The 26,129-nt window shown below is 61.8% G+C and carries 22 protein-coding genes; 11 read left to right on the top strand and 11 right to left on the bottom strand.

From position 1 onward, the window contains the following. Window positions 1-3: 3 nt before the first annotated feature. From mraY to mraZ, 7 genes are read right to left on the bottom strand one after another with little or no spacing between them, the layout of a single operon-like run. Entirely contained in the window at window positions 4-1,086 is a 1,083-nt protein-coding gene (gene mraY, locus A3722_RS04495; RefSeq protein WP_067626793.1) for a phospho-N-acetylmuramoyl-pentapeptide-transferase, read from the bottom strand. 39 nt (window positions 1,087-1,125) lie between these two features. After that, window positions 1,126-2,559, bottom strand: a complete 1,434-nt coding sequence (locus A3722_RS04490) for a UDP-N-acetylmuramoyl-tripeptide--D-alanyl-D-alanine ligase (RefSeq protein WP_067626795.1) — start codon at window positions 2,557-2,559, stop codon at window positions 1,126-1,128. Continuing rightward, complete coding sequence (locus A3722_RS04485; RefSeq protein WP_067626797.1) at window positions 2,556-4,037, bottom strand: UDP-N-acetylmuramoyl-L-alanyl-D-glutamate--2,6-diaminopimelate ligase; 1,482 nt, start codon at window positions 4,035-4,037, stop codon at window positions 2,556-2,558. Before A3722_RS04485 ends, A3722_RS04490 begins: the two co-directional genes overlap by 4 nt. 12 nt (window positions 4,038-4,049) lie before the next feature. Further along, window positions 4,050-5,837, bottom strand: a complete 1,788-nt coding sequence (locus A3722_RS04480; RefSeq protein ID WP_067626799.1) for a peptidoglycan D,D-transpeptidase FtsI family protein — start codon at window positions 5,835-5,837, stop codon at window positions 4,050-4,052. Further along, window positions 5,834-6,220, bottom strand: a complete 387-nt coding sequence (gene ftsL, locus A3722_RS04475) for a cell division protein FtsL (RefSeq protein WP_067626801.1) — start codon at window positions 6,218-6,220, stop codon at window positions 5,834-5,836. Before ftsL ends, A3722_RS04480 begins: the two co-directional genes overlap by 4 nt. A 3-nt stretch (window positions 6,221-6,223) precedes the next feature. Next, window positions 6,224-7,207 carry a 16S rRNA (cytosine(1402)-N(4))-methyltransferase RsmH gene (rsmH, locus tag A3722_RS04470; protein WP_067626803.1) on the bottom strand — a complete coding sequence of 328 codons (984 nt, stop codon included), beginning with the start codon at window positions 7,205-7,207 and terminating at the stop codon, window positions 6,224-6,226. A gap of 4 nt (window positions 7,208-7,211) precedes the next feature. Further along, window positions 7,212-7,703 (bottom strand): division/cell wall cluster transcriptional repressor MraZ, encoded by a 492-nt coding sequence (gene mraZ / locus A3722_RS04465; RefSeq protein WP_082849350.1) that lies wholly within the window; start codon window positions 7,701-7,703, stop codon window positions 7,212-7,214. A 776-nt stretch (window positions 7,704-8,479) separates the two neighbouring features. Here mraZ and A3722_RS04455 point away from each other — a divergent pair. Next, window positions 8,480-9,247 carry a hypothetical protein gene (locus tag A3722_RS04455; RefSeq protein ID WP_067626809.1) on the top strand — a complete coding sequence of 256 codons (768 nt, stop codon included), beginning with the start codon at window positions 8,480-8,482 and terminating at the stop codon, window positions 9,245-9,247. 19 nt (window positions 9,248-9,266) lie between these two features. On the opposite strand, the gene A3722_RS04450 is transcribed toward A3722_RS04455, so the two are convergent. Beyond that, entirely contained in the window at window positions 9,267-10,331 is a 1,065-nt protein-coding gene (locus A3722_RS04450) for an Mrp/NBP35 family ATP-binding protein (protein ID WP_067626811.1), read from the bottom strand. Between the two features lie 602 nt (window positions 10,332-10,933). Here A3722_RS04450 and A3722_RS04445 point away from each other — a divergent pair. After that, window positions 10,934-11,146 (top strand): DUF1127 domain-containing protein, encoded by a 213-nt coding sequence (locus tag A3722_RS04445; RefSeq protein WP_067626813.1) that lies wholly within the window; start codon window positions 10,934-10,936, stop codon window positions 11,144-11,146. A gap of 245 nt (window positions 11,147-11,391) precedes the next feature. On the opposite strand, the gene A3722_RS04440 is transcribed toward A3722_RS04445, so the two are convergent. Next, entirely contained in the window at window positions 11,392-13,809 is a 2,418-nt protein-coding gene (locus tag A3722_RS04440) for an ATP-dependent helicase (RefSeq protein ID WP_067626815.1), read from the bottom strand. Window positions 13,810-13,997: 188 nt separating this feature from the next. Between A3722_RS04440 and A3722_RS04435 the strand changes: the two genes are divergently transcribed. The 5 genes from A3722_RS04435 to A3722_RS04415 all read left to right on the top strand — a co-directional run bounded on the left by A3722_RS04435 (window position 13,998) and on the right by A3722_RS04415 (window position 20,564). Next, window positions 13,998-14,771: a hypothetical protein gene (locus A3722_RS04435; RefSeq protein WP_067626817.1), complete on the top strand. Its 774-nt coding sequence runs from the start codon at window positions 13,998-14,000 to the stop codon at window positions 14,769-14,771. A gap of 122 nt (window positions 14,772-14,893) precedes the next feature. Continuing rightward, complete coding sequence (locus A3722_RS04430) at window positions 14,894-16,042, top strand: alpha-hydroxy acid oxidase (protein ID WP_067626819.1); 1,149 nt, start codon at window positions 14,894-14,896, stop codon at window positions 16,040-16,042. A gap of 101 nt (window positions 16,043-16,143) precedes the next feature. Beyond that, a complete protein-coding gene (locus tag A3722_RS04425) occupies window positions 16,144-19,584 on the top strand; it encodes a pyruvate carboxylase (protein ID WP_067626821.1) in 3,441 nt (1,146 codons plus the stop codon). A gap of 49 nt (window positions 19,585-19,633) precedes the next feature. Then, on the top strand, window positions 19,634-20,008 hold the full coding sequence (locus A3722_RS04420; protein ID WP_067915943.1) for a VOC family protein: 375 nt from the start codon (window positions 19,634-19,636) through the stop codon (window positions 20,006-20,008). A gap of 73 nt (window positions 20,009-20,081) precedes the next feature. Next, a complete protein-coding gene (locus A3722_RS04415; RefSeq protein WP_067622726.1) occupies window positions 20,082-20,564 on the top strand; it encodes a DUF2244 domain-containing protein in 483 nt (160 codons plus the stop codon). Window positions 20,565-20,615: 51 nt separating this feature from the next. On the opposite strand, the gene A3722_RS04410 is transcribed toward A3722_RS04415, so the two are convergent. After that, window positions 20,616-21,074 (bottom strand): GatB/YqeY domain-containing protein, encoded by a 459-nt coding sequence (locus A3722_RS04410; RefSeq protein ID WP_067622724.1) that lies wholly within the window; start codon window positions 21,072-21,074, stop codon window positions 20,616-20,618. Window positions 21,075-21,268: 194 nt separating this feature from the next. Between A3722_RS04410 and carA the strand changes: the two genes are divergently transcribed. Together carA and A3722_RS04400 are read left to right on the top strand one after the other, a co-directional pair. Then, window positions 21,269-22,429, top strand: coding sequence for a glutamine-hydrolyzing carbamoyl-phosphate synthase small subunit (carA, locus tag A3722_RS04405; RefSeq protein WP_067622721.1), 1,161 nt, complete (start codon window positions 21,269-21,271; stop codon window positions 22,427-22,429). A 93-nt stretch (window positions 22,430-22,522) separates the two neighbouring features. Continuing rightward, a complete protein-coding gene (locus A3722_RS04400; protein ID WP_067622718.1) occupies window positions 22,523-24,469 on the top strand; it encodes a glycosyltransferase family 2 protein in 1,947 nt (648 codons plus the stop codon). Here A3722_RS04400 and A3722_RS04395 read toward each other — a convergent pair. After that, window positions 24,420-25,073, bottom strand: coding sequence for a GntR family transcriptional regulator (locus tag A3722_RS04395; protein WP_067622715.1), 654 nt, complete (start codon window positions 25,071-25,073; stop codon window positions 24,420-24,422). The two genes, A3722_RS04400 and A3722_RS04395, sit on opposite strands and share 50 nt — an antisense overlap. 101 nt (window positions 25,074-25,174) lie before the next feature. Between A3722_RS04395 and A3722_RS04390 the strand changes: the two genes are divergently transcribed. After that, window positions 25,175-25,822: a pyrimidine 5'-nucleotidase gene (locus A3722_RS04390; RefSeq protein WP_067622732.1), complete on the top strand. Its 648-nt coding sequence runs from the start codon at window positions 25,175-25,177 to the stop codon at window positions 25,820-25,822. Beyond that, window positions 25,822-26,129, top strand: a 308-nt coding sequence (locus A3722_RS04385) for an FAD-dependent monooxygenase (protein ID WP_150120439.1), incomplete at its 3' end; no start/stop codon positions are given. The genes A3722_RS04390 and A3722_RS04385, both read left to right, overlap by 1 nt.

Genomic DNA, 26,129 nt, shown 5'->3' with positions numbered 1-26,129 from the left:
CGCTTAGCGCACCTTGAGCGTCGCCAGCCCCAAGAGGGCGAGGATCAGCGAGATGATCCAGAAGCGGATCACGATCTGCGGCTCGGCCCAGCCCTTTTTCTCGTAGTGGTGGTGGATTGGCGCCATCAGGAAGACCCGTTTGCCGGTGCGTTTGAAATAGAGCACCTGCACGATGACCGACAGCGCCTCGACCACGAAAAGCCCGCCGACGATCGCCAGCACCAACTCGTGTTTCGTGGCCACGGCAATCGCACCCAAAGCGCCGCCGAGTGCCAAGGAGCCGGTGTCGCCCATGAAGACGGCCGCTGGCGGCGCGTTGTACCACAAGAACCCGAGGCCGCCGCCGAAGAGACCGGCGGTGAAGATCAGGATTTCCCCGGTGCCCGGCACGTAATGCACATCAAGGTAATCGGTAAAATCGACCCGGCCCACGGCATAGGCAATGACGCCAAGCGCGCCAGCGGCAATCATCACCGGCATGATGGCCAAGCCATCCAGCCCGTCGGTAAGGTTCACCGCATTGGCCGAGCCGACGATGACGATGATCGCGAAGGGCACAAACAGCACGCCGAGGTTGATCAGCGTGTCTTTTAAGACCGGCAGCGCAAGTTGGTATTGCAACTCTGCCGGATGGTATTGCGCGGCCCAGTATCCAGCGATGCCCGCAATAAGAAAGCCCAGCAAAAGCCGCACCTTACCCGGTACCCCATCGGTGTTTTGCTTGCTGACCTTGGCGTGATCGTCGGCATAGCCGATGGCGGCAAAGCTCATCGTGACGAACAGCACCAGCCAGACGAAAGGATTGTCGAGCCGCGCCCAAAGCAGGGTCGAGGTCAACAAGGCCCCCACGATCAGCAGCCCGCCCATGGTGGGCGTACCGGCCTTGGCAAAATGCCCCTCGGGGCCGTCATTGCGGATCGGCTGGCCCTTGCCCTGCCGTTTGCGCAGCACTTCGATCAACGGTTTGCCGAAGAGGAAACCAAATACCAATGCCGTCAAAAACGCCCCGCCCGCGCGGAAAGTGATATAGCGAAACAGGTTAAAAAAATCGCCGCCATCCGACAGCAGCGTCAACCAATAGAGCATATATCGCGTCCTAACTCATCATGTGGGGTGAATCGCCGATCAGGCGGTCGGGACCGGATGGCCCATTTTGCGGATGGCGTCAACAATACCGCCCAGCTTCATCGAAAGCGACCCTTTGATCAGCACGACGTCGCCGGAATCGAGCCGTGCGCGGAGTCCTTGCAACATCTCTGCGGCGGTTTCCGTCCAATCGCCACGCTGGTGTTCGGGCAGGTTGTCGTAGAAGGCTTTCATCAACGGGCCGACGCAATGCACCACGTCGAGCGCGCGGGTGGCCTCCAGATCGGCCAGCCCCGCGTGCAACGCCAACGCCTCGGGGCCGAGTTCTTTCATATCGCCGACAAAGGCGATCCGCCGCCCCTTGCTGACGCGCCCGATGTCATGGGTCACTTCCGAGGCCGCCAGCACCTCTAGCGCCGCGGCCATGGAGGTCGGGTTAGCGTTATAGCTGTCGTCGATCAGCTCCAGCGCCAAATGGGTATCCACGGGGTCCAGTTGGATGCGCTCGCGCACCCCGCGTCCCGCATAGGGCGACCAGCGGCCCAGCGATTGCACCGCCAGCGCCCGATCCGCGCCAAGCGCCTCGGCCAGTGCCAGTGCGCCAAGCGCGTTCATCGCAAAATGCCGCCCCGGTGTGTCAATCTTGAAGATCAGCGGCGCGCCTTCGACCTCGGCTTGGGCCACGGTGGCATCGCCCTGCACTTTGACCTCGCCCAGCTTGTAGTGATGGCCCGCTTGACCAAAGGTGGTTTCGCGCAGGCCCCGTTCCAGCGCCTTGTCGAGCACGATATCGCTATGTTCATGGTCGGCGTTGATCACCGCCACGCCGCCCGGCTCCATGCCGTCAAATATGCTGGCCTTTTCCACCGCGATGGCGGCGACATCCTTGAAGGCTTCGAGGTGCACGGCGGCCACATTGGTGACCATCGCGGCGTCGGGCCGCGCCTGTTTGGCGAGCGGTGCAATCTCTCCGGGGTGGTTCATGCCAATTTCGATCACCGCATAATCGGTGTCGCGCGGCATCCGGGCCAGCGTCAGCGGCACGCCCCAGTGGTTGTTATAGCTGTCGACGCTGGCATGGGCGCGGCCCTGATCGCCAAAGATCGCCAGCAGCATTTCTTTGGTCGAGGTTTTCCCAACGCTGCCAGTCACCGCCGCCACCTTGGCCTGCGGACCAAGCCGGGCGCGCCCTGCCCGGCCAAGCGCTTCGAGCGCTGTTTGCACATCATCGACGATCAAAAGCGGCGCATCTTCCGCCACGCCTTCGGGAATATGGGTCACCAAAGCCGCTGCCGCGCCATTTTCAAGCGCTTGTGCCACGAATTCATGTCCGTCCCGCGCGGCCTTGAGGGCCACAAAGAGATCACCGGGCTGCAAGGTCCGCGTGTCAATCGACACACCGTTGCAGGCCCAATCGCCCTGCGCGTGCCCCCCCGTGGCTTCCGCCGCTTCTGTCGCTGTCCAAAGGCTCATGCCAATCTCCCGTCCAGTGCCGCCACGGCCACGCTGGCCTGTTCTACATCGTCAAAGGGCAGCACGTCGTCACCAACGGTCTGCCCGGTTTCATGGCCCTTGCCCGCGATCAACAGCGCGTCGCCCGGCTCCAAAGCATCGACGCCGCGCAGGATTGCCTCGGCGCGGTCGCCGACCTCCATCGCATCGGGCGCGCCGTCCAGTACAGCGGCGCGGATGCTGGCCGGGTCTTCGCTGCGCGGGTTGTCGTCGGTAACAATCACCATATCCGCATTCTCGGCCGCTGCCTGCCCCATCAAGGGGCGCTTGGCCCGGTCTCGGTCCCCGCCCGCGCCCACGATGGCAACGAGCCGTCCCATGACATGCGGGCGCATGGCGGCGAGTGCGGTGGCCACCGCATCGGGCGTATGGGCGTAGTCCACAAACACCGCCGCGCCATTGTCGCGGGTGGCGGCAAGCTGCATCCGGCCCCGCACGGTGGTGAGATGCGGCAGTGTGTCAAAAACCTCTTGCGGGTCGGCCCCGCAGGCGATGACCAGCCCGGCGGCCAGCAACACGTTATCGCCCTGAAAACCACCGATCAGATTAAGCCGCTTTTGATAGGTCTTGCCGCGCCAGCTAAAGCGCAAGTCTTGCCCGGTTGCGTCGAAACGCTGGCCCTGCAAATGCAGATCGCCCCCGTCCCGGCCCACGGTGATGACCTCACAGCCGCGCGCGCGGGCGATGGCGGCGATGTCGACGCCTTTTTCGTCGTCAATATTGACCACTGCGGTGCCGTCTTCGGGCAAGACGCGGGCGAAAAGCGCGGCCTTTGCGGCGAAATAGGCCTCGAATGTTTCGTGATAATCAAGGTGGTCTTGGGTGAAGTTGGTGAACCCCGCCGCCTTGAGCGTCACCCCGTCCAAACGGCGCTGGTCAAGCCCGTGGCTTGATGCCTCCATCGCCGCATGGGTGATGCCGTTCTGTGCGGCCTCGGCCAGCGTGCGGTGCAGGGTGATCGGCTCGGGCGTGGTATGCGCCAGCGGTGCGGCCCAAGCGCCCTCGACCCCAGTGGTGCCAAGGTTCACGGCAGGCAATCCCATCTCAACCCAAATCTGGCGCACAAAGGTCGAGACCGAGGTTTTTCCGTTGGTGCCAGTCACGGCAATCATCGTGGCGGGCTGGCCGCCGAACCACAGAGCCGCCGTCCGCGCCAGCGCTTCGCGCGGGGAGTCGGAGACCACCAGCGCCGCGTCAGAGCCCGCCAGTTCCTCGGCGGCGAGTTTCGCCCCTGCCGCGTCGGTCAGCACCGCCGCCGCGCCCATCCGCAGGGCGTATTGAATGAACTCTGCCCCATGCACGCGGCTGCCCGGCATGGCGGCGAAGAGCGTGCCTTCGCGGACCTCACGGCTGTCCACGGCGATCCCGGTGATCATGGGGTTGGCCCCCGCCCGCGCTGTCAGCCCGAGGGAGGAAAGGGGTACGGCCCGGTCGGTCATAGAGATGTCTTTTCAGTTGCTGCTGGTCAGCGTTAGCACAGCGTTGTTCACCGGTTCAACAGCGGGGCGCAGGCCCAGCAAAGGCGCGATGCGGCGGACCATCTCGGCGGCCACGGGCACGGCTGTCCAACCCGCCGTGCGGCGTGGTTTCGGCCCAGAGGTTTCCACCGGTTCGTCCAAGGTGACGATCAGCACATATTTGGGGTTATCGATGGGAAAGATGCTGGCGAAAGTGTTGATCACCTTGTCCTCATAATAGCCACCAGTTGGCTTGGGCTTGTCCGCCGTGCCAGTCTTGCCCGCGATCTGATAGCCGGGCACCTCGGCAAAGCTCGCCGTGCCATCGGTGACGACCTTGCGCAGCATATTGCGGGCCTGTGCTGCAGTCTCTTCCGACATGACGCGGGGGCCGAGCTGGGGGGCGGATTGTTTCAGCAGCGTGGGCTTCACCACGCGCCCGCCATTGGCGATGGCTGCATAGCCCGCGGCAAGGTGCATCGGCGTGCTCGACAGGCCGTGACCATAGGAGATCGTGACGCTCGACAATTCGGTCCAGCGGCTCGGCAACAGCGGCTTCCCGCCCGAGGCTTCGACGATCTCAAAGGGGGTTGGTTCAAAGAAACCAAGGCTTTTGAGGAACTCTTGCTGCCGCTCGATGCCGATTTCCAGCGCCATCCGGCCTGTGCCCCGGTTCGAGGAATGCACGATGATGTCGGCGACGCTCAGCTTGCCGTAGTTCTTGTTGCGGAATTCACCGATGCGGAAACCGCCAACCTTCATCGGGCCAGAGGTGTCGATGATCGTGTCGGCGTTGAACAGGCCCAACTCCACCGCCTGAGCTGCCGCAAAGATTTTGAAGGTCGAGCCGAGCTCGTAAACCCCCTGCACCGACCGGTTGAACAGCGGGCTGTCAGACGCATCCCCTTGGGTCAGCGGACGCGGGCGGTTGTTGGGGTCGAAATCAGGCAGCGACGCGACCGAGATCACCTCGCCAGTGTGCACATCCATTAGAATGCTCGTGGCACCCTTGGCGTTCATCAGCTTCATGCCGCCATAGAGCACCCGCTCAGATGCCGCCTGCACAGTCAGGTCGAGCGACAGCTCCAACGGTTTCGCGCCATTTGCCGGGTCGCGCAGGTAGTCGTCGAAATATTTCTCGGCCCCCGCGACGCCGATCACCTCGGCGGCGTGGACGCCTTCCTTGCCATAGCTCGCCCCGCCGAGCACATGTGCGGCCAGCGAACCGTTTGGATAAAGGCGCATGTCGCGCGGTGCGAACAGCAGCCCCGGATCGCCGATGTCATGCACGGCCTGCATTTGCTCAGGGCTAATTTTCTTTTTGATCCACAGGAACTTACGCTTGCCCGTGAAATCCTTGATCAGACGCTCTTCATTGAGGTCTGGAAAGATTTTGACCAACTTTTTGGCCGCCACTTCGGGGTCGATCAGATGGCGCGGCTGCGCGTAGAGCGCGTGGGTCTCAAAGTTCGTCGCCAGCAGGTTGCCGTTGCGGTCTGTGATGTCGGCGCGCGAGGCCGAGATCACGGCCCCCGGCGCGTGGCCGCGCGGCTCGGACGGCTCAGACATCGCCAAAAGACCCATGCGCCCGCCGATGACGGTGAAGGCACAAAGGAAACAGACGCCCAGCACCAAAAGCCGTCCCTCGGCACGCATCCGGGCCTTGTCGCGCATCTGCTCATGGCGGATGCGCTTGTTCTCACGCTCAATCGCGTCGGGGTTTTCGCCCTTTTCGCGGGCGTCGAGGATGCGGGCCAATGGGCGAAGCGGGGTGCGGATCATTCAAAGTCCTCCTCGGACTCATCCGCGCCTGTGAGCGCGTCGTAATTCATGGTCGAGACATCCACAGGATCGGTGATCGGCAGCAGTTCAGACGGCGGCTGCGGATAGGCGACCTGATCGACCTGACCGAATTGGCCGGGATGCAGTGGCAACAGGCCGAGGCGGTCAAAGTTCAGGTCGGCCAGATCGCGCAGCCGGTCAGGGCGGTTTTGGAACGCCCATTCGGCGCGCAGGACGGCCAGACGGGCATGGGTGGCGCGGATATTGGCATGTAGCCTGTCAGCATCGCTCAGCGCCTGCTGGGTCGCGTAATTCTCGCGGTATGCCCAGAAGGCCAGTCCAACCACGGCAATGGTGGTGAGGATATACATCACCGTGCGCATCTCTCAGATCCCCCTGACCATCGGCATGCCGATGGATTTCGCGTCAATCTCGCCACTGGGCGCATCGGTGCGCGTGGCGACCCGTAGCTTGGCCGAGCGGCTGCGCGGGTTTTCGTCCAATTCCTGCGCGTCAGGCCCGATAGCCTTGCGCGATTTCAGTTTAAACTGCGGGGCTTCCTGCTCCAGCGCGGGGGCGAAACGGTTGGCATTGCCCCCGGCCCCTGCCCGCGCGGTGAGGAAGCGTTTGACCATGCGGTCCTCGACCGAATGAAAGGTCACCACGGCCAGTTTCCCGCCCGGCTTTAGCGCGCGTTCAGCGGCCATAAGCCCCTGAAACAATTCGCCGTATTCATTGTTCACCGCGATGCGCAGCGCTTGGAAGCTGCGCGTCGCGGGATGGCTTTGACCGGGCTTGGAACGTGGCAAGCAGCCTTCGACCAGCTTGGCCAATTCTAACGTGGTGGTGATCGGCGTGTCTTCCCGTGCGCGGACAATCGCCTTGGCGATCCGGCGGGAGGCGCGTTCTTCACCATATTGAAACAGGATATTGGCGATGATCTCTTCTTCAGCCTCATTGACCAGATCGGCCGCCGAGGGGCCATCTTGGCTCATCCGCATGTCGAGCGGGCCGTCCTTCATAAAGGAGAACCCACGCTCGGCCTGATCAAGCTGCATCGAAGAAACGCCGAGATCCAGCACCACCCCATCAAGATCTTGGGCATATTCATCCATACACGAGAAGACGCCCTGCTGCATGGTGATGCGGTCGCCATAGTCGCTCGCCCATTCCGCTGCCATCTCGAACGCCAGAGGGTCACGGTCCACCGCGATCACACGCGCGGCGCCGGCTTCTAGAAAACCACGGGTGTAGCCGCCCGCGCCAAAGGTACCATCAAGCCAGACCCCTTCCACGGGCGCCACGGCGCTCAGGATAGGACGCAGCAGAACGGGGGTGTGAGGGGCGGAAGGGTTAGAGGCAGCAACCATTCCGTCAGACCTCCATATCACCATCAAGGAACGAGAGCGGGTCGACATCGTCGGGCAGCTCTTGCTGCCAGGATTCTTCCTCGGTCTCGTAGGTTTCGGGCTTCCAAATCTGGAAGGTGTCACCGGCAGCGATAAAGAACGCCTCGCCGTTGAGTTCAATTTTGTTGCGCAGCTTGGCAGGCAGCACCAAACGGCCTGTCTCATCTACCGTGGTCGGGAAAGACTGGCCGTGGAACAGACGCTGCAGCGCCTTACGCTGCATGGAGCCACGGGGCATGCGGTCGATCTTGGCGTCGACCTCTTCGATGGCTTCCATGGTATAGCATTCAAGGTAGTTGCGGCGCTGGTCGCCATAAACAATGACCAATTCGGGATTGTCGCCGCTTTTCCAGTTTGGGTCGCCAGCCTCCAACACACGCCGAAAAGAGGCTGGGATAGACACCCGCCCCTTCGTATCGACCTTGTGGTGGCTTTCGCCTCTGAACCTGCGGCTCACGTTCTGTCCCTGCCTCTTGCGCCTTTGCGCTTAATTCGTTTTTTCGTCTTTCTGCCCTGCCCCGGAAATGGAAACGGCGGGTTGATCTGCTGCCACTGATCAACCCGCCGCCCACGTCCCGCAGCTTGGCGGGGGAAGTCCGACTGCGCGCGCCACCTGGGGGGATGTCTGCTCGCTCGCGCGCCGGATCTCTTTGGTCTGATGAAAGCGAGGTGCCTGTATGAAACCTGCTAGGTTTTGATTATTTTTGGGGTCGTTTGCTGCCCCGTGTCCCGTTCTCATCCGATGCACCAGGGATGCCATGGGAATTGATGGGCGTCTACATATTTTTTAGAAATATGCCCAATATTTTGTTTTGCACAGGCTGTGGGAACAACATCTGGTATAACTTTTTGAGCGGAAAATGGCTTAATTTGAGATCCTTTAGACCTCAAACACAATATCTTGTTAATGAATTGCGGGCTGCACAATATCCCACAGTTTCCCACTAAAATTTGCGCACATAGTTATCCACAGGGCGTGTTCGTTGCCTGTTCCGCAGAACGCCAACCGAACCCTAAGAATGCACGCCAAGTCCCATGCCCGCGAATCGGCAGAACCCGCCAATAGCGCAAGGCGTGCCCATAATTTCCCAGACTTCCCATGCATTCCCGCGACTTTTCCCATTACGTCCCAGCCACCCATGCTTTACCAAGCCCACGCCTCCCTTAACCGACTGGATCTTGCCCTTTCGGCCCACCCACGCCATGTAGTGCCGCAAAATGATGGAGTGCATCATGATCCAAGCCACGGCTCTATTCACCCACGCGCTGAACATGCTGTTTTACGCGCCCTCCACCACGCTGCGGGTGATCCTGCCCGCGGTGCTTTGGGTGATGGGCGCTGCCGCCGTGGCGGGTGTGCTGGCCGGAGATGCGCTTGGAGCGATGGATCAGGTGATCGACAACGCCGCGCCGCCGCCCACGGATCAACTCTTGATCCTGATTGCCTGCGGGCTGGCCGGCATCCTTGGATATGCGCTGATGGCCATTCTCTGGCACCGCTATGTATTGCTTGGCCATGGCGGGACCGACCTGCGCCCCGGCGCGCGCCTGTTCGGGGCCTATGTCTGGCGGGCCATCGTTCTGGGCTTCGTCCAGTTTCTTGCGGCCCTTCCCATAGGCCTCGCCATGCTGCTTTTGGGCGGGCTGACCGGGTCGAGCCCCGCGGCGCTGCTCTTGATCGGACTGGTGGCGGGCGTGGCCTTCCTATGGCTGGCCCTGCGGCTCAGCCTGGTATTGCCCGCCGCCGCCTTAGGGCACGTTATGTCAGTACGCGAAAGCTGGCGCGCGACGGAACCGCTGGCAGGCACGCTCTGGGCGCTGGCCGTATTGCTGGCAGTGGTGAATACGTTGTTGGGCGTGATCGCAAGCATACTGCCGCCCGCCGACCCCGGCCTGCGCCTGATGCTGGATTCAGCGATCTACCTTATAGAGGGGCTGGTTTTCGTCTCGATGCTGACAACGCTCTATGGTCATCTGGTCGAAGGGCGCGAGCTGGGGTAGCCGCCCGCGCCACCCCATTTCAGGCCATACCGCCGTCGATCAGACCCCGCGCAAGACGCGCATAGGCGTCGGCCATCGGCCCTTCGCCCGCGGCGATCGGCGTGCCGTGGTCCCCCGCCAGACGGGTGTCCAGATCAATCGGCAGGCTGCCCAGCAGCGGCACCCCCATCTTGTCGGCCTCCGCCGCGACGCCGCCATGACCAAAGATTTCATGCTGAGAACCGCAATCGGGGCAGACGAATGTCGACATATTCTCGATCAGGCCCAGCACGGGGGTCTTCAGCGTCGCGAACATGTCCAGCGCCTTGCGCGCGTCGATAAGGGCCACATCCTGCGGTGTGCTGACCACGATCGCGCCCGACAGCTCGGACTTGGTGCAGAGCGTCAGCTGCACGTCACCCGTACCGGGCGGCAGATCGACAAGCAGCACGTCCAGCTCGCCCCATTCTACCTGCCCCAGCATCTGCTGCAGCGCGCCCATCAGCATCGGCCCGCGCCAGACCACGGCCTTGCCCTCTTCCAACATGAAACCAATCGACATCATGGTCACGCCATGGGCCTGCAGCGGAATGATCGTTTTGCCGTCGGGGCTGGCAGGGCGTTTATTCACCCCCATCATGCGCGGCTGGCTGGGACCGTATATATCTGCGTCAAGCAGACCCACCTTGCGCCCCGCCCGCGCCAGCGCCACCGCGAGGTTGGAACTGACGGTTGATTTCCCGACCCCACCCTTGCCCGAGCCGATGGCAAGGATGCGCTTCACGCCACTGGGCTTCATCGGCCCCTCTTGCGGTTTGGGGTGCCCACCAATCTTGAGACTGGGCGCTTTCGGGGCGGGGCCATGGGCGGTCAGGGCAACCGATACATCACCTACCCCGGGCAAATCGCGCACCACCTGCTCTGCGGCGTCACGCAGGGGGGCCATCTGGCGCGCGACATCGGCGTTGGGCGCTTCGATGACGAATCGCACTTTATCGCCTTCGACGACCAGCGCGCGGACCAGATCATGGGACAGCAGGCTTTTCCCGTCGGGCAGTTGCACCCGCGCCAGCGCCGCTTCGACTTCTGCTTTGGTCACAGACATGCGCAAATTCTCCTCTATTACGGCTTCTGAAATGGCAGGTTCTGCGCCAAGCGCAAGGGGACGGCCATTTTTGCATAGGGATGAGGCGGAATGCCCAAGGATTACGCAGGGGCACCATGTTTTCGCCGCATAGCAGCATTGCAAAAAGAAATATTGTGCACTCGCAGCAATTAGCGCTAACTTAGGTTCATAGGCAGGGCCAAGCGCCCCGCTTTCGGAAAGACCAGACACATTCATCCTCCTCCCGAATGTGTCTGATTTGACCAAGACTTGGATGCATCCCTCCTCCTCCCGGATGCAGCTGAGTTTGGAAAGACCAGACGCCTCCATCCTCCTCCCGGATGTGTCTGTAATTGGCGGCGACATCTACCTCCTCCCAGATGTCGTCGCCCCCTTTCCCCACTTCACCCCCATATGACAGTTTTATGACGTTGCGCCGTTTCGCCGCAGCATCAAAACCGTTTCTAATCAATAAGTTGCGCCAATCCAAACCTATGCGATTTCTGCATAGCGGCATTGACTTTATGCCCGTTGTGCAAATGCAGAAAGAGCGTAAATAGCACGCAACGAGATGATTAACCGATGAAAAAAGAGGCGCCGAAATGGCTTACATGAACACAACAACCGCAAACACAACTTCCGTCTTCGCCCGTATCGGCGGCGCATTCGAAGCACTGGCAACCCGCTACAAACAGCACCGTCTGTACCGTGAAACTTTCGACGGTCTGAGCGCGTTGAGCAAACGCGAACTGGCCGACCTTGGTCTGAGCCGTTCCGAACTGCGCCGCGTCGCATGGGAATCTTCCCGCGGCTAAGCAGAGATAGAGATCGGACGTCAGAACCCCTCCCTGTTCTGCCGTCTGAAAGTCGGGGTGCGCGTCACCTTCCTCCTCCCTGAATGAGGCGGACCCCGCAAGGAGACCCGAAGCCGACCCTCCCTCGACGCTTCGGGCCGACATAGAAACGGCGGCACCTTCCTCCCAAGGTGTCGTCGTTTTTGTTTTTAAGGCCTTGTTTAAGCGGGCTTTTGACAGCCTCGCCAAAGCGGTACGACGGCGCGTTAGAACGGCACGTCGTTACCACCGGTCAGGAAACGCGACACGACCTTCTTGGTCCCGGCCTTTTCAAAAGCGACTTCCATCTTGTCGCCCTCCATACCGATCACCTCGCCATAGCCGAATTTATCGTGGAAAACCCGCTCGCCCATTTCAAAGGCGGCGACCGCCTGCATGTCGATCGTGACATTGCGGCTTTCGCGCGGCTGGCTGGTGCCCCGCGCCCCACTGCGCGATTGCAGGCGTTTCCACCCCGGAGAATTATAGACATTCGCGCTTGCCGCGCGGTCATGCAGGTCGGATTGCGGCATCGCGGCGCCGAAACCACCGCCGTAGAGCCCCGGCGGGGTCAGCACATCCACATGCTCTTCGGGCAGCTCATCAATAAAACGGGACGGCATCGCGTTTTGCCACTGACCAAAGACCCGGCGATTGGCAGCGAAAGAGATCGTACAAATCTGCTCGGCGCGGGTGATGCCGACATAGGCCAGCCGCCGCTCCTCTTCGAGCCCTTTTAACCCGCTTTCATCCATCGAGCGCTGCGAGGGGAACAATCCATCCTCCCAACCCGGCAGGAAAACCATAGGGAATTCCAACCCCTTGGCCGCATGAAGCGTCATGATCGAAACCTTTTCGCCATCGCCCTCCTGTTCATTGTCCATGATCAGGCTGACATGTTCGAGGAAGCCTTGCAGGTTCTCGAACCCTTCCAGCGCTTTCACAAGCTCTTTGAGGTTCTCCAACCGCCCCGGCGCTTCGGGCGTTTTGTCATTCTGCCACATGCCGGTATAGCCGCTTTCGTCGAGAATCATTTCAGCCAGTTCAACATGAGAGACCTCGGGCGGGCCGTAATCGACCCGCAGCGGCGCTGCGCCATCATCAAGTACCGAGTCGTCTTCGCTGATCTCGATCCGCGGGCCTTGCAGCATTGCTGCCCAACGGTCGATCCCGTCAATCAACAGCCGCAGTTGTGCTGCCCCTTTGCCTCTGATCCCCCCGTGTGCCAAGAGAATTCGCGCCCCTTCGACAAGGTTCACCCCATGTTCGCGCGCGGTGCGCTGGATTTTCTGCTGCGCCTTTTCACCCAGGCCGCGCTTTGGCGTGTTCACGATCCGCTCAAAGGCCAGATCATCGTCGGGGCTGGTGACCACGCGGAAATAGGCCATGGCATCGCGGATTTCCAAACGCTCGTAGAATCGGGGGCCACCGATCACCTTGTAAGGCAGGCCGATGGTCAGGAATCGGTCTTCAAAGGCACGCATCTGGTGGCTTGCCCGAACCAGAATCGCCATATCATCAAGCGAGAATGGGTCGAGCCCTCGCGTGCCACGCTGCGCGGATTCGATCTCATCCCCGATCCAGCGCGCCTCTTCCTCACCATCCCAATGGCCGATCAGGCGCACCTTTTCGCCCTCGGTTTCTTCGGTCCACAGGGTCTTGCCCAACCGCCCCTCATTGCCCGCGATCACGCCTGACGCGGCGGCCAAAATATGCGGGGTCGAGCGGTAATTCTGCTCGAGCTTCACCACATGGGCACCGGGGAAATCCGTCTCAAACCGCAGAATGTTGCCCACCTCGGCCCCGCGCCAGCCATAGATCGACTGGTCGTCGTCACCGACGCAACAAATATTCTTGTGCCCCTGCGCCAGCAGCCGCAGCCACAGGTATTGGGCCACGTTGGTATCCTGATATTCGTCGACGAGGATATATTTGAACCAGCGCTGATACTGGGCCAGCACATCCGGGTGCGCCTGAAAAATCGTCACCATATGCAGCAGCAGATCACCGAAGTCGGTGGCGTTCAGCTCAACCAGACGGCGTTGATATTGCGCGTAAATCTCCGGCCCACGGTGGTTATAGGCCCCGGCATCCGCACTTGGAACCTTATCGGGGGTCAGGGCGCGGTTCTTCCAGCCGTCGATGATCCCCGCCAGCATCCGCGCGGGCCAGCGTTTGTCGTCGATCCCCTCTGCGGCGACCAACTGCTTAAGCAAACGCAGCTGGTCATCCGTATCGAGGATCGTGAAATTGCTTTTCAGCCCTACCAATTCAGCATGGCGCCGCAGCAGCTTGACGCAGATCGCGTGGAACGTGCCAAGCCACGGCATCCCCTCCACCTGCTGGCCCAGCATCTGACCCACGCGGTTCTTCATCTCGCGCGCGGCCTTGTTGGTAAAGGTGACCGCCAAAACCTCATGCGGCCGTGCGCGCCCGGTGTTGAGCAGATGCACGATTCGCGCCGTCAGCGCCCGCGTTTTACCAGTGCCCGCCCCGGCAAGCATCAACACAGGGCCGTCCAATGTCTCCACCGCAGCACGCTGGGCGGGGTTCAACCCCTCCAGATAAGGCTGCGGGCGCGCAGCCATGGCGCGGGCGGACAGGGAAGCGCCCTCAAAGGCGTCCATTTCGTCAAAATCACTCATGCCCACAATCTAGCGCGTCCGCGATACGAGATAAAGAGACGTTCCGCAAATGTTCCTTCGAAAGACTATTAGGCGTCATGGGGCGGGAGCGCAATGACCGGGAATTTCAAATGCAGGGCAAATCTTTACCCGTTGATAATGCTTTGGGGCCAAGGTGATGACACAACGACAAACGAGAGGAACCGCTCATGTTCAGAAATGATGATACTTCGGTACTGCGCCGAGAGATTGACCGGTTCAAGCTGCCGATGTTCATTGCGGAATTGAACGCCGACAGCGGGCACTTCGAACTTCTTGCCCTCAACACCGCCCATGAAGCGCACAGCGGCATGGTGATGGATGAGGTGATAAACCGCCCCCTGCACAGTTTAATGCCCTATGAAGAGGCGGAGGCGGTCAATGAACGCTATGCGCGCTGCGTCTCAAACGCAGGTCAAATCCGCTACCGTGAGATGCTGCATATGCCGCGTGGGCCGCTGATCTGGGACACCACGCTGCATTATATCCAGTCTTACCGCGGCATTGATCGGGTTGTGGGCAGCGCCATTGTCGTTGAACGGGTGCAACGGGATAACCGCGATACCCTCGCTTTTGAGGATGTGCGCTATTTCGCGGCGACCTCTTCATTCAAACTCGAACAAATTTCGACGGTGCTGGATGCCGCTGAAAAAGGGTTGATCGACCCGGCGAAACTCACCGGATCGGCGGGAATGCTGGCCGGGCTTTGCCGCGCCATCGACAGCACCATGCAAGAGCTACGCTCGATCGCGCAGGAACGTCTGGATGCCGAGGCGACCCCGACCGTGCATTTGATCGATATGCATGGGGGGACCAACGGCGACAGCGATGAAATCGAAGCGGCCATCGCAGCACTTGTGGATATGGCCGGCAATCTACCCACCGCACCGAACCGTAAGATCAGCGAAGCAGCACCGCTCGCCCGGTCAGTTTTCCGCCAGTAAGCCGGCGGGCGGCAAACCGCGCCGCACGCGCGGCGCCCTTACGCCGACGGCGGGGCGCCGGCCCGATCTCCGCGCTTCTTCTCTATCTGGACAATCCGCAACCCTTTGGCGCAAATGCCGCCATGGACCTACATGCAACCTATCCCGCCCTTTCGGACCTTCGCAGCCGCGCGCAATCGCGCCTGCCTAAATTCGTTTGGGAATACCTTGATTCCGCAACCGGGACGGAGGCCACCAAACACCGCAACCGCGCGGCCTTGGACCGTGTCGGGCTTATGCCATCGGTGTTGCACGGTGAATTCACACCCGATCTCAGCGTTGAGCTGATGGGCCAAAAGCTGCCCCTGCCCTTCGGCATGTCCCCCTTGGGCATGTCCGGCCTGATCTGGCCCGATGCCGAAGCACACCTTGCCCGCGCGGCGGATCGGGCGGGCATTCCCTTTGGCCTTTCCACTGTGGCCGCCACAAGCCCCGAAGATGTTGCACCCCATCTGGGCGCGCATGGTTGGTTCCAACTCTACCCCCCGCGGGACCCCGAGATTCGCACCGACATGCTGGCCCGCGCCAAGGCCGCGGGTTTTACCACACTCGTCCTTACCGTCGATGTTCCGGTTGCCTCGCGCCGTGAGCGGCAGACCCGATCTGGCTTGACCAGCCCGCCCAAGCTTACCCCCCGCCTGATGGCACAGGTGGCGATGCGGCCCGCTTGGGCCATGGGCATGGCGCGGCGTGGTCTGCCCCATATGAAGATGCTCGACAAATATACCGAAGGCACGGCCAGCGCGAACCTGCCGCCAACCGCCCATGTCGGCTATCTGCTGCGCACCGCGCCCGATTGGGACTATCTGCACTGGCTGCGCGCCCATTGGGATGGCCCGCTGGTGATCAAAGGTGTCTTGCGCCCAGAAGATGCGACTGCCCTAGAGAAAGCCGGCGCGGATGCGATCTGGGTCTCGAACCACGCGGGCCGTCAGTTCGACGCCGCCCCCGCCAGCGCCGAGGCGCTGCCCGCCATTCGTGCGGCCACGAAACTGCCGGTGATCTTTGACAGCGGCGTGGAATCGGGTCTCGACATTCTGCGTGCCTTCGCGCTCGGCGCGGATTTCGTCATGCTGGGCCGGGCTTTCCACTTTGCCCTCGCCGCACTCGGGCCCCGCGGGGTTGATCACCTGATCGATCTGCTCGCGCGCGATCTTACTGCCAATATGGGGCAGTTGGGCGCAGGCAACCTGCGCGACCTGCCCGCCCCCTTCGATCTCTCGCCGCTCTGATCGGAAAGCTTGCAGAAATGTGACAAAGACTGCCACAGCCCCCTTGCGCTGCACCGCAGCATCCCTAAGCTGCCGTTAAATCCAGCAGGGGAGACCAACGAGTGACCGATTTCAAAAAGATCCTGATCGCCAACCGCGGAGAGATTGCGATCCGCATCATGCGCGCCGCCAATGAGATGGGCAAGAAAACGGTCGCGGTTTACGCCGAAGAAGACAAGCTAGGCCTGCATCGGTTCAAGGCGGATGAGGCCTACCGCATCGGCGAGGGCCTCGGCCCCGTCGCCGCCTATCTCAGCATCGACGAGATGATCCGCGTGGCCAAGGCCGCAGGCGCTGACGCGATCCACCCCGGCTACGGTCTGCTTTCAGAGAACCCCGAGTTCGTCGATTCCTGCGAGCAGAACGGCATCACCTTCATCGGCCCCCGCGCCGAAACCATGCGCGCTTTGGGCGACAAAGCCTCCGCCCGCCGCGTTGCCATGGAAGCCGGCGTGCCGGTCATTCCTGCGACCGAAGTGCTGGGTGACGACATGGACGCAATCCGCGCCGAGGCGAAGGAAGTCGGCTATCCGCTGATGCTCAAAGCCTCATGGGGCGGCGGTGGTCGTGGCATGCGCCCGATCATGTCGGAAAAGGAACTCGAGGAAAAAGTCCGCGAAGGCCGTCGCGAGGCCGAAGCCGCCTTTGGCAATGGTGAGGGATATCTGGAGAAAATGATCCTCCGCGCCCGCCACGTCGAAGTGCAAATCTTGGGCGACAAACAGGGGGATATCTACCACCTCTATGAGCGCGACTGCTCTGTCCAGCGCCGCAACCAAAAGGTGGTTGAGCGTGCCCCGGCCCCCTACCTCACCGAAGAACAACGTGCCGAAATCTGCGAGTTGGGCCGCAAAATTTGCGCCCATGTGAACTATGAAAGCGCGGGCACCGTCGAGTTCCTGATGGATATGGACAACGGCCAGTTCTACTTCATCGAAGTGAACCCGCGCGTGCAGGTCGAACATACCGTCACCGAAGAGGTCACCGGCATCGACATCGTCCGCGCGCAAATCCTCATCGCCGAGGGCAAACCACTGGCCGAAGCCACCGGCAAGGCGCGTCAGGAAGACATCTCTCTTACCGGTCACGCGCTGCAAACCCGTGTCACGACTGAGGACCCGCAGAACAACTTCATCCCCGACTATGGCCGCATCACCGCCTACCGTTCGGCCACCGGCATGGGCATCCGTCTGGATGGCGGCACCGCATATGCGGGCGGGGTGATCACGCGCTACTACGACAGTCTGCTGACCAAGGTCACGGCCAAGGCACCCACGCCCGAGATGGCGATTGCGCGGATGGACCGCGCCTTGCGCGAATTCCGCGTGCGCGGCGTGTCAACCAACATCGCCTTTGTCGAAAACTTGCTGAAGCACCCGACGTTTTTGAACAATGAATACACCACCAAGTTCATCGACGAGACGCCGGAGCTTTTCAACTTCAAGCAGCGCCGCGACCGTGCCACCAAGGTGCTGACCTATATCGCCGACATCACCGTCAACGGCCATCCCGAGACCAAGGGCCACGCCCTGCCTGCTGCCCATGTTCGCGATCCCAAACCGCCCGTGCTGCGTGGCGAGCCGCAGATGGGCACGCGCAACCTGTTGGAGCAAAAGGGCCCACAGGCCGTGGCCGATTGGATGGGGCAACAACGTCAGTTGCTGATCACCGACACCACCATGCGTGACGCGCATCAGTCGCTTCTGGCGACCCGGATGCGCAGCTTGGATATGATCAAGGTGGCCCCCGCCTATGCCGCCAATCTGCCGCAGCTTTTCTCTGTCGAATGCTGGGGCGGCGCGACCTTTGATGTGGCCTACCGCTTTTTGCAGGAATGCCCGTGGCAACGCCTGCGCGATCTGCGCGCGGCCCTGCCCAATGTGATGACCCAGATGCTGCTGCGCGCCTCCAACGGCGTGGGCTATACCAACTATCCCGACAACGTTGTGCAGAAATTCGTCGCGACAGCGGCGAATACCGGCGTCGATGTCTTCCGCGTTTTCGACAGCCTGAACTGGGTTGAGAACATGCGCGTGGCGATGGATGCAGTGGTCTCCTCCGGCAAGGTCTGCGAAGGCACGATCTGCTACACTGGCGACATTTTCGATCCGGATCGCGCGAAATACGACCTTCAGTATTACGTCAACATGGGCAAGGATTTGAAAGCCGCCGGCGCGCATGTGCTGGGGCTGAAAGACATGGCCGGTCTGCTGAAACCCGCCCAAGCCCGCGCGTTGGTCAAAGCACTGAAATCCGAGGTTGGTCTGCCGATCCACTTCCACACCCATGACACCGCAGGCAGCGCCACCGCCACGATCCTCGCGGCCTCTGAGGCGGGGGTAGACGCTGTCGATTGCGCGATGGATGCGCTTTCTGGCAACACCTCGCAGGCGACGCTCGGCACCGTGGTTTCGGCTCTTCAACACACAGACCGCGACACCGGAATCGACATGAAGGCCGTGCGCGAAATCTCTGATTACTGGGAAGAAGTACGCGGTCATTACGCGGCATTCGAGACTGGAATGCAGGCACCCTCCTCCGAGGTCTATCTGCACGAAATGCCGGGCGGTCAGTTCACCAACCTCAAGGCGCAGGCTGCCTCCATGGGGTTGGAGGACCGCTGGCCCGAGGTGGCGCGGACCTATGCGGATGTGAACCAGATGTTCGGCGATATTGTCAAAGTCACGCCCTCCTCCAAGGTTGTGGGCGACATGGCCTTGATGATGGTTTCCCAAGGGCTGACCCGCGCGCAGGTCGAAGATCCGAACGTCGATGTGTCCTTCCCCGACAGCGTGATCGACATGATGCGCGGCAATCTGGGCCAGCCGCCCAACGGTTTTCCGGCAGGCATCGTCAAGAAAGTGCTGAAAGGTGAGACGCCGAACACCGAACGTCCCGGCAAACATCTGGAGCCCGTCGACCTTGAGGCCCTGCGCAAGGAACTGTCCGAGCAATTGGACGGCATGCAGATCGATGATGAGGATCTCTGCGGCTACCTTATGTATCCTAAGGTTTTCCTCGACTACATGGGCCGCCACCGCGTCTATGGTCCGGTCCGCACCCTGCCCACGCATACGTTCTTCTATGGCATGGAGCCGGGCGCTGAAATCTCGGCCGAGATCGACCCCGGCAAGACGTTGGAGATCCGCCTGCAGGCCGAATCCGAGGCAGGTGAAGATGGCGAAGTGAAGGTCTTCTTTGAGTTGAACGGCCAGCCGCGGGTGATCCGTGTGGCGAACCGTCTGGTCAAGGACGCCACCGTGCAGCGGCCCAAGGCCGAGGCCGGCAACGCCAATCACATCGGTGCGCCGATGCCGGGAGTCGTGGCCTCTGTCGGGGTTAAGGAAGGACAAAAGATCAAGGCGGGCGACCTGATTTTGACCATCGAAGCGATGAAGATGGAAACGGGCCTGCATGCAGAGCGTGATGCAGTGGTAAAGGCCGTGCATGTTCAGGCCGGTGGTCAGATCGACGCCAAGGACCTGCTTGTTGAACTAGAGTAAACCACCTGCGGGCGCGGCCTTCTCCGCGCCCGCCACCTGGAGCGAGACGATGCATCTCTCTGCGATAACCTTGATCGTTCCTGACTATGACGCGGGAATCGATTTCTACTGTGGCGTCATGGGGTTCGACCTGACCGAAGACGTTGATCAGGGCCGCAAACGCTGGGTGCGCGTCACCCCGCCCGGCGCGCAGACGGGGTTCATTCTGGCCCGAGCCGATGACGACCAGCAAAAGGCCGCGATTGGCAAACAGGGCGCGGGGCGCGTTTGGCTGTTCTTGAAAGTAGATGATTTCACGGCGGAATTCGACCGTCTGACCACTGCTGGCGTCATATTTGAAGAATTACCGCGGCACGAGCCCTATGGCAAAGTTGCCGTCTTCCGCGATCCTTTCGGCAACCGCTGGGATCTGCTGGGCGACTGACCGCGTCCCCGCGCCGCATTGCCATCGCCCGCCGCGCCGCTATCTTGGCGGTTGAGTGAGCCTGAGCGATCCCATGCCCTACGAATGGACAACCCCGCCCCGCGCCAATCCGCAGCAGATGCGCCTTTGGCCGCATCAATCCCTGCCCGCGCGCGGCTTTGCGGCTTTTATGCTGGCGACTTTCACGCTGGCGATGATCCCGCTTTTCGCCATGCTCGGCACCGCCCTGCTCTGGGGGCTGCTGCCCTTCGTGCTCTTGACCTTGGGCGCGGTTTACTGGGCCTTGCAGCACAATCATCGCGCCCGCCAGATCGAAGAGGTACTGACCCTCGACGAGACCACGGCGCGGCTGGTGCATACCACCGCCAAGGGCGAGGTGAAGGATTGGAACTGCAACCGCTATTGGACCCGAGTGAAGAAATACGACGATGACGGCCCGGTGCCACATTACGTCACCCTGCGCGGCGAGGGCCGCGAGGTAGAGATCGGGGCCTTTCTCAGCGAAGAGGAGCGCATCGCGCTTTACGATGATCTGTCACGTCACCTGCACACCTAAAAAGGGCCGGACCCGACGGCCCAGCCCTTCATCTCAAACCATGATCGCGGCTCAGCTCAGGCGGTCTTTGATAACCGGCCCCACCGCGCCAAAATCCATCTGGCCAGTATAGCGCTCTTTCAGCAGCCCCATGACCTTGCCCATGTCGCGGATTGAGGTCGCGCCGACATCGGCCACGGCCTTATCCACCGCGGCAGAGGTTTCGGTGACGCTGAGCTGCCGTGGTAGGAACTCTTCGATCACCTCGACTTCTTCGCGCTCCCGCTCCGCAAGGTCCAGACGCCCGCCCTCTTCATAGGCGCGCGCCGATTCCTGACGCTGCTTGGCCATCTTGCTGAGAATGCCCAGCACCTCGGCATCCGACACGCCCTCATCCGTGCCGTTGGCCCGCGCGGCGATGTCCTTATCCTTGATCGCGGCATTGATAAGCCGCAGCGTCGAAAGCCGGTCCGCCGCCTTGTCTTTCATGGCCTGTTTCAAAGCATCCGAGATGCGCATCCGCAATGACATGGTGGTTTCCTGTGTTTCGCTAAATCCAAGTGTCGCAGCTTACCTGCTCTCTCCGCGCGGAGCAATGGGGGGCGACGGAAGGTAACCCACTGTTATAAAACGATATCTCATTTCTCTCCGGCTATTGACCCCGCGCCCGCGCGGGATTAGGTTGCCACCCGTTTACCCGCCCATTTCTGCCCGGAGACTGCCCCATGTCCGCGCCCGCTCGCCCACGCCCAACCGCCTGCCTTGCCCTTGCGGATGGATCGATTTTCTACGGCATGGGGTTTGGCGCCACCGGCCAGACCGTGGCGGAGTTGTGTTTCAACACCGCGATGACCGGCTACCAAGAGATCATGACCGACCCTTCCTATGCGGGCCAGATCGTGACCTTTACCTTCCCGCATATCGGCAATGTCGGCACCAACCCCGAAGATGACGAGACCGGCGACCCGGTCGCCGCCGGGATGGTCGTCAAATGGATGCCCACCACGCCCAGCAGCTGGCGCAACATCCAGCCGCTGTCGGATTGGTTGGCCGCACGTGGTCGCATCGCCATCGGTGGTATCGACACCCGCCGCCTGACCCGTGCGATCCGCCAGCAGGGCGCGCCGCATGCCGCCCTCGCCCATGACCCCGACGGCAACTTTGACATCGAAGCGCTGGTCGCCGCCGCCCGCAGTTTTGCCGGTCTCGAAGGCATGGATCTGGCCAAGGATGTCACCTGCGCCCAGACTTACCGTTGGAACGAGATGCGGTGGGCATGGCCCGACGGCTACGCGCCCCAGACCGAGGCCAAACACAAGGTCGTGGCCGTAGACTACGGCGCGAAACGCAACATCCTGCGCTGCCTCGCCTCTGCGGGCTGCGACGTGACCGTGTTGCCCGCCACCGCGACCTATGACGATATCATGGCGCATAAACCGGACGGCGTGTTCCTCTCCAACGGTCCGGGCGATCCGGCAGCGACCGGCGCCTATGCCGTGCCGATGATCCGCGACGTGCTGGATAAAACCGATCTGCCGGTCTTTGGCATCTGCCTTGGTCACCAGATGCTGGCGCTGGCGCTTGGTGCGACCACGGTCAAGATGAGCCACGGCCACCACGGTGCGAACCACCCGGTCAAGGACTATGACACTGGCAAGGTCGAGATCACCTCGATGAACCACGGTTTCGCAGTCGATGGCCAATCCCTGCCTGAAGGCGTACGCGAGACGCATGTGTCGCTCTTTGACGGGTCGAACTGTGGCATTCGCGTCGATGGCCGCCCCGTTTGGTCGGTGCAGCACCACCCCGAAGCGAGCCCCGGCCCGCAGGACAGCTACTACCTGTTTGAGCGTTTCAGCGAAGCCATGGCCGCGCGTAACGCCTAAAATTTTCCACATGCATTGATTGCATAGGCGGCTGTTAATTCCCAATTAACGGTCGCCTGCCAGTCTCATTCCGGAACCTCGACGGGGCACGGAATGAGCAACCTTCGCCTTAAACTCTCAGCGCCGCGTATGGCCGCCGCGCCCGCCCGCCGGATGCGGTTGGGTCAGCATCTGATTGCGGCGGGGGTCATCGGGCCAAGCGATCTGCTCCACGGGCTCGACCTACAGCGCCGGATCGACGCCCCCTTGGGCGAGGTCCTTGCGACCGAAGGGCTGGTCGGGCCTGATGACATCGTCAGGGCGCTCGCCCGGCAGTACGGTGCGCAGCCTGTCGATCTTACGCGCAGCCCCTCCGATCCGCGCCTTTCTGCTCGGATACCCGCGCGCCTCTGTCTGAAATTTGGCGCGGTGCCTTGGCTAGAACTGGGCGACCGGCTGTTCGTGGCCAGCAGCCGTCCCGCCGAATTTTCCAATCTTTGCAGTGCCTTGGGTGAAAGGGGGGAGTCCTTGGTGCTGGTCATCGCCGACCCCCAGCAGGTGCAGACCCAGATCGGCCGTCTTTATGCGACAGAGCTCGCGCATCACGCCGTCACCCGTGTGGCGGATGCCGAAAGCTGTCGAAACTGGGGGGTGCGCAGCCGAAAACGGCGGTTTGCGTTGCAGGGCATTCTGCTGTCCCTCGTTGCCCTGCTGGTATTCTTTCCCTCGGCAGTCCTCGCCGTGGCGCTTCTCTGGGGGGCCGTTACGCTGCTTTTGACCAGTGGCCTCAAGGCGGCGGCCCTATGGGCGTCTCTCATGCGACCCGCCCCACCGCGGGCACCGCCAAAGGCCAGTGATATGAAAGGGTTCCGCCTGCCCCGCGTCTCTGTCCTCGTGCCGTTGCTGCATGAGGAAGAGATCGCGCAGGCGCTTATCGCGCGGCTGTCTTGGCTGACCTACCCCAAGTCACTGCTGGAGGTGGTCTTGGTCCTCGAAGCAAGCGACAACCTCACCCGAAAGACCATCGCCCGCACCCCTTTACCGCCGTGGATCAGCGTGATCGAAGTGCCCGACGCCGGGGCGCTCAAGACCAAGCCCCGCGCGCTGAACTACGCGCTCGACTTCTGCCGGGGCAGTATCATCGGCGTGTGGGACGCCGAGGATGCGCCAGAGCCGGACCAGATCGAACAGATCGTAACCCGTTTTCAAAACGCGCCCGAGAATGTCGCCTGTTTGCAGGGGGTTCTGGACTTTTACAACAGCCGCAGCAATTGGATGGCCCGCTGTTTCGCCATCGAATATGCAACGTGGTGGCGGGTGATCCTACCCGGTGTGGTCCGACTGGGGCTGGTTGTCCCTTTGGGTGGAACAACCCTGTTTTTTCGGCGCGATATCCTTGAACGGCTCGGCGCTTGGGACGCGCATAACGTGACAGAGGATGCCGATCTGGGTCTTCGACTGGCGCGGCGCGGTTATGTGACCGAACTAATACCCACCACCACTTTTGAGGAGGCCAACTGCCGCCCTTGGCCTTGGGTGCGGCAACGATCGCGGTGGCTGAAGGGCTATCTTATCACATGGGCCGTCCATATGCAGAGGCCGCGTGCCCTGCTGGAAGACCTCGGGTTGCGGCGGTTCATCGGCGTGCAGGCGATCTTTATTGCGACGGTCTCGCAATTCGCCCTCGCCCCGCTGCTCTGGTCGCTCTGGCTAAGCTTCTTTGGGCTGTACCACCCGGTCACTGATTGGCTTGCCCCACCCACCATGACGGCGATATTCGCACTGTTCATCCTGTCCGAACTGCTGAACCTCTGCGCCTCTGTGACTGCGGTCTCAAACCGTGGGCAGCGCCACCTGCTGCCTTGGGTTATCACCTTCCCGCTCTATTTTGCCCTGGGGGCCGTAGCCGCTGCCAAGGCACTTTGTGAGCTCTATCGCAGCCCCCACTTTTGGGACAAAACCGCCCATGGTTGTACGTTGCCCTACTACGTAAGGCCGCAGAAAAAGACGCCTAAAAATCTTCCTCGCGCCGGGCCGCTTCCTGCTTCAATCGGGTCATGAAGGCGACAGAAATATGCGTGCGCAGCGCCTCATCCGCGCCATCCTCATCGCGCGCTTCGATCATTTCCACGATGCGGTTATGTTCGGCCTGCGCGATCTCCCCACGCCCCTCCACCGCAAGCGAAGAGGTCGCCATCAAGGCCATGGAGCGGTGCACAAGGTCAAGCTGTTGCACCAGATAGCGGTTGTGCGACGCCAGATGGATCTGCTTGTGAAACCGCTTATTCGCCCGCGCCAGCGCATTGGGATTGCCCGCCAGCGCGTTGTCGGCATCCACCATCTCGCGCAGCACGCGCACTTCCTCAGCCGTGGCATGGCGCGCGGCCAGACGCGCGGCCAGCCCTTCCAACTCCCCCCGCACGACGTAAAGCTCGGCCATCTGGTTGTGATCCAGCGAGGCCACGATCAGGCTGCGCCCGTCACGCATCAAAAGCGATTGGGTCTCAAGCCGTTGTAAAGCTTCACGGATCGGGGTGCGCGACACGCCGAAGCGCTCGGCCAACTCGCTTTCTACCAGCCGGTCACCGGGGCGATAGGTGCCGATGTCGATGGCCTCTAGTATCATCGAATAGGCGTCGGTCGGGCCGGTTTTGGCGTCAGGCATTGGGTACAAGTCCTTGAAAGTTGCGCCACCTTACTCACCGCGACCATATGCGCAACCCGGGAGGGCTTGCGCGGCTGCCCGCCTCGGCCTACCTCTGCGCCATGCCGCGCGATGCTTTCTCTCATGTCACCACCTGGGTCTTCGACCTTGATCAGACGCTCTACCCCCCCGAGGCGCGGCTTTTCGATCTGATCGAAGCGCGTATGGTCGATTGGGTCATGCGCGCCATCAAGGTCGACCGGGCCGAGGCCAACCACCTGCGCCAGCACTATTGGCAGACCTATGGCACCACGCTGGCAGGGCTGATGCGCGAACATGGCGTCGATCCCGGCCCCTACCTCACGGATGTGCATGACATCCCGATGGACCGGCTGACCCCCGACCCGCTGCTGGCCCAAGCGATCCGCGTTCTGCCGGGGCGGCGCATCGTCTATACCAATGGCTGCGCGCCTTATGCCGAACGGGTGCTTGAGGCACGCGGGCTTTCGGGGCTATTCGATGCGGTCTACGGCGTCGAACACGCTGATTTCCTGCCAAAACCCGAAGCCGCAGCCTATGACAAGGTCTTTGCCATCGACGGTTTCCAAACCGCAGCCGCCGCGATGTTTGAGGATGATCCACGCAACCTTGCGGCCCCGCACGCCTTGGGGATGCGCACGGTGCATGTGGCGCCCACACGTGGCGAAGGCGATCACATCCACTACCATACGCAAGACCTTTGCGAATTCCTGACACGGGTGGCGGGCTGATGACCTTTGATTGCGACATCTTGATTTCCGGCGGCGGCATCGCCGGCCTGACCGCCGCGGCGGCCTTCGGTACGGCGGGCTTTGACGTGATCTGCGTCGATCCCACACCACCCGTCACCGATGGCTCCGCCCAAGGGGCCGACATGCGCTCCACCGCGCTGCTGCAACCAGCCCGTCTGCTCTTGGAAGACGCCGGACTATGGGACCGCCTCGCCCCCCATGCCGCCCCTCTGCAGATCATGAGAATCCTCGATGCGGGGGGCGATGACCCGAGCCCCCGCATCGAGGATTCTCATGATCTGCAGAG

The sequence above is a fragment of the Sulfitobacter sp. HI0027 genome, assembly GCF_001634775.1.
Classification (GTDB): Bacteria; Pseudomonadota; Alphaproteobacteria; order Rhodobacterales; family Rhodobacteraceae; genus Sulfitobacter.
Note: the sequence above shows the minus strand (reverse complement) of the source record. Positions and strands in the feature narration are given on the sequence as shown.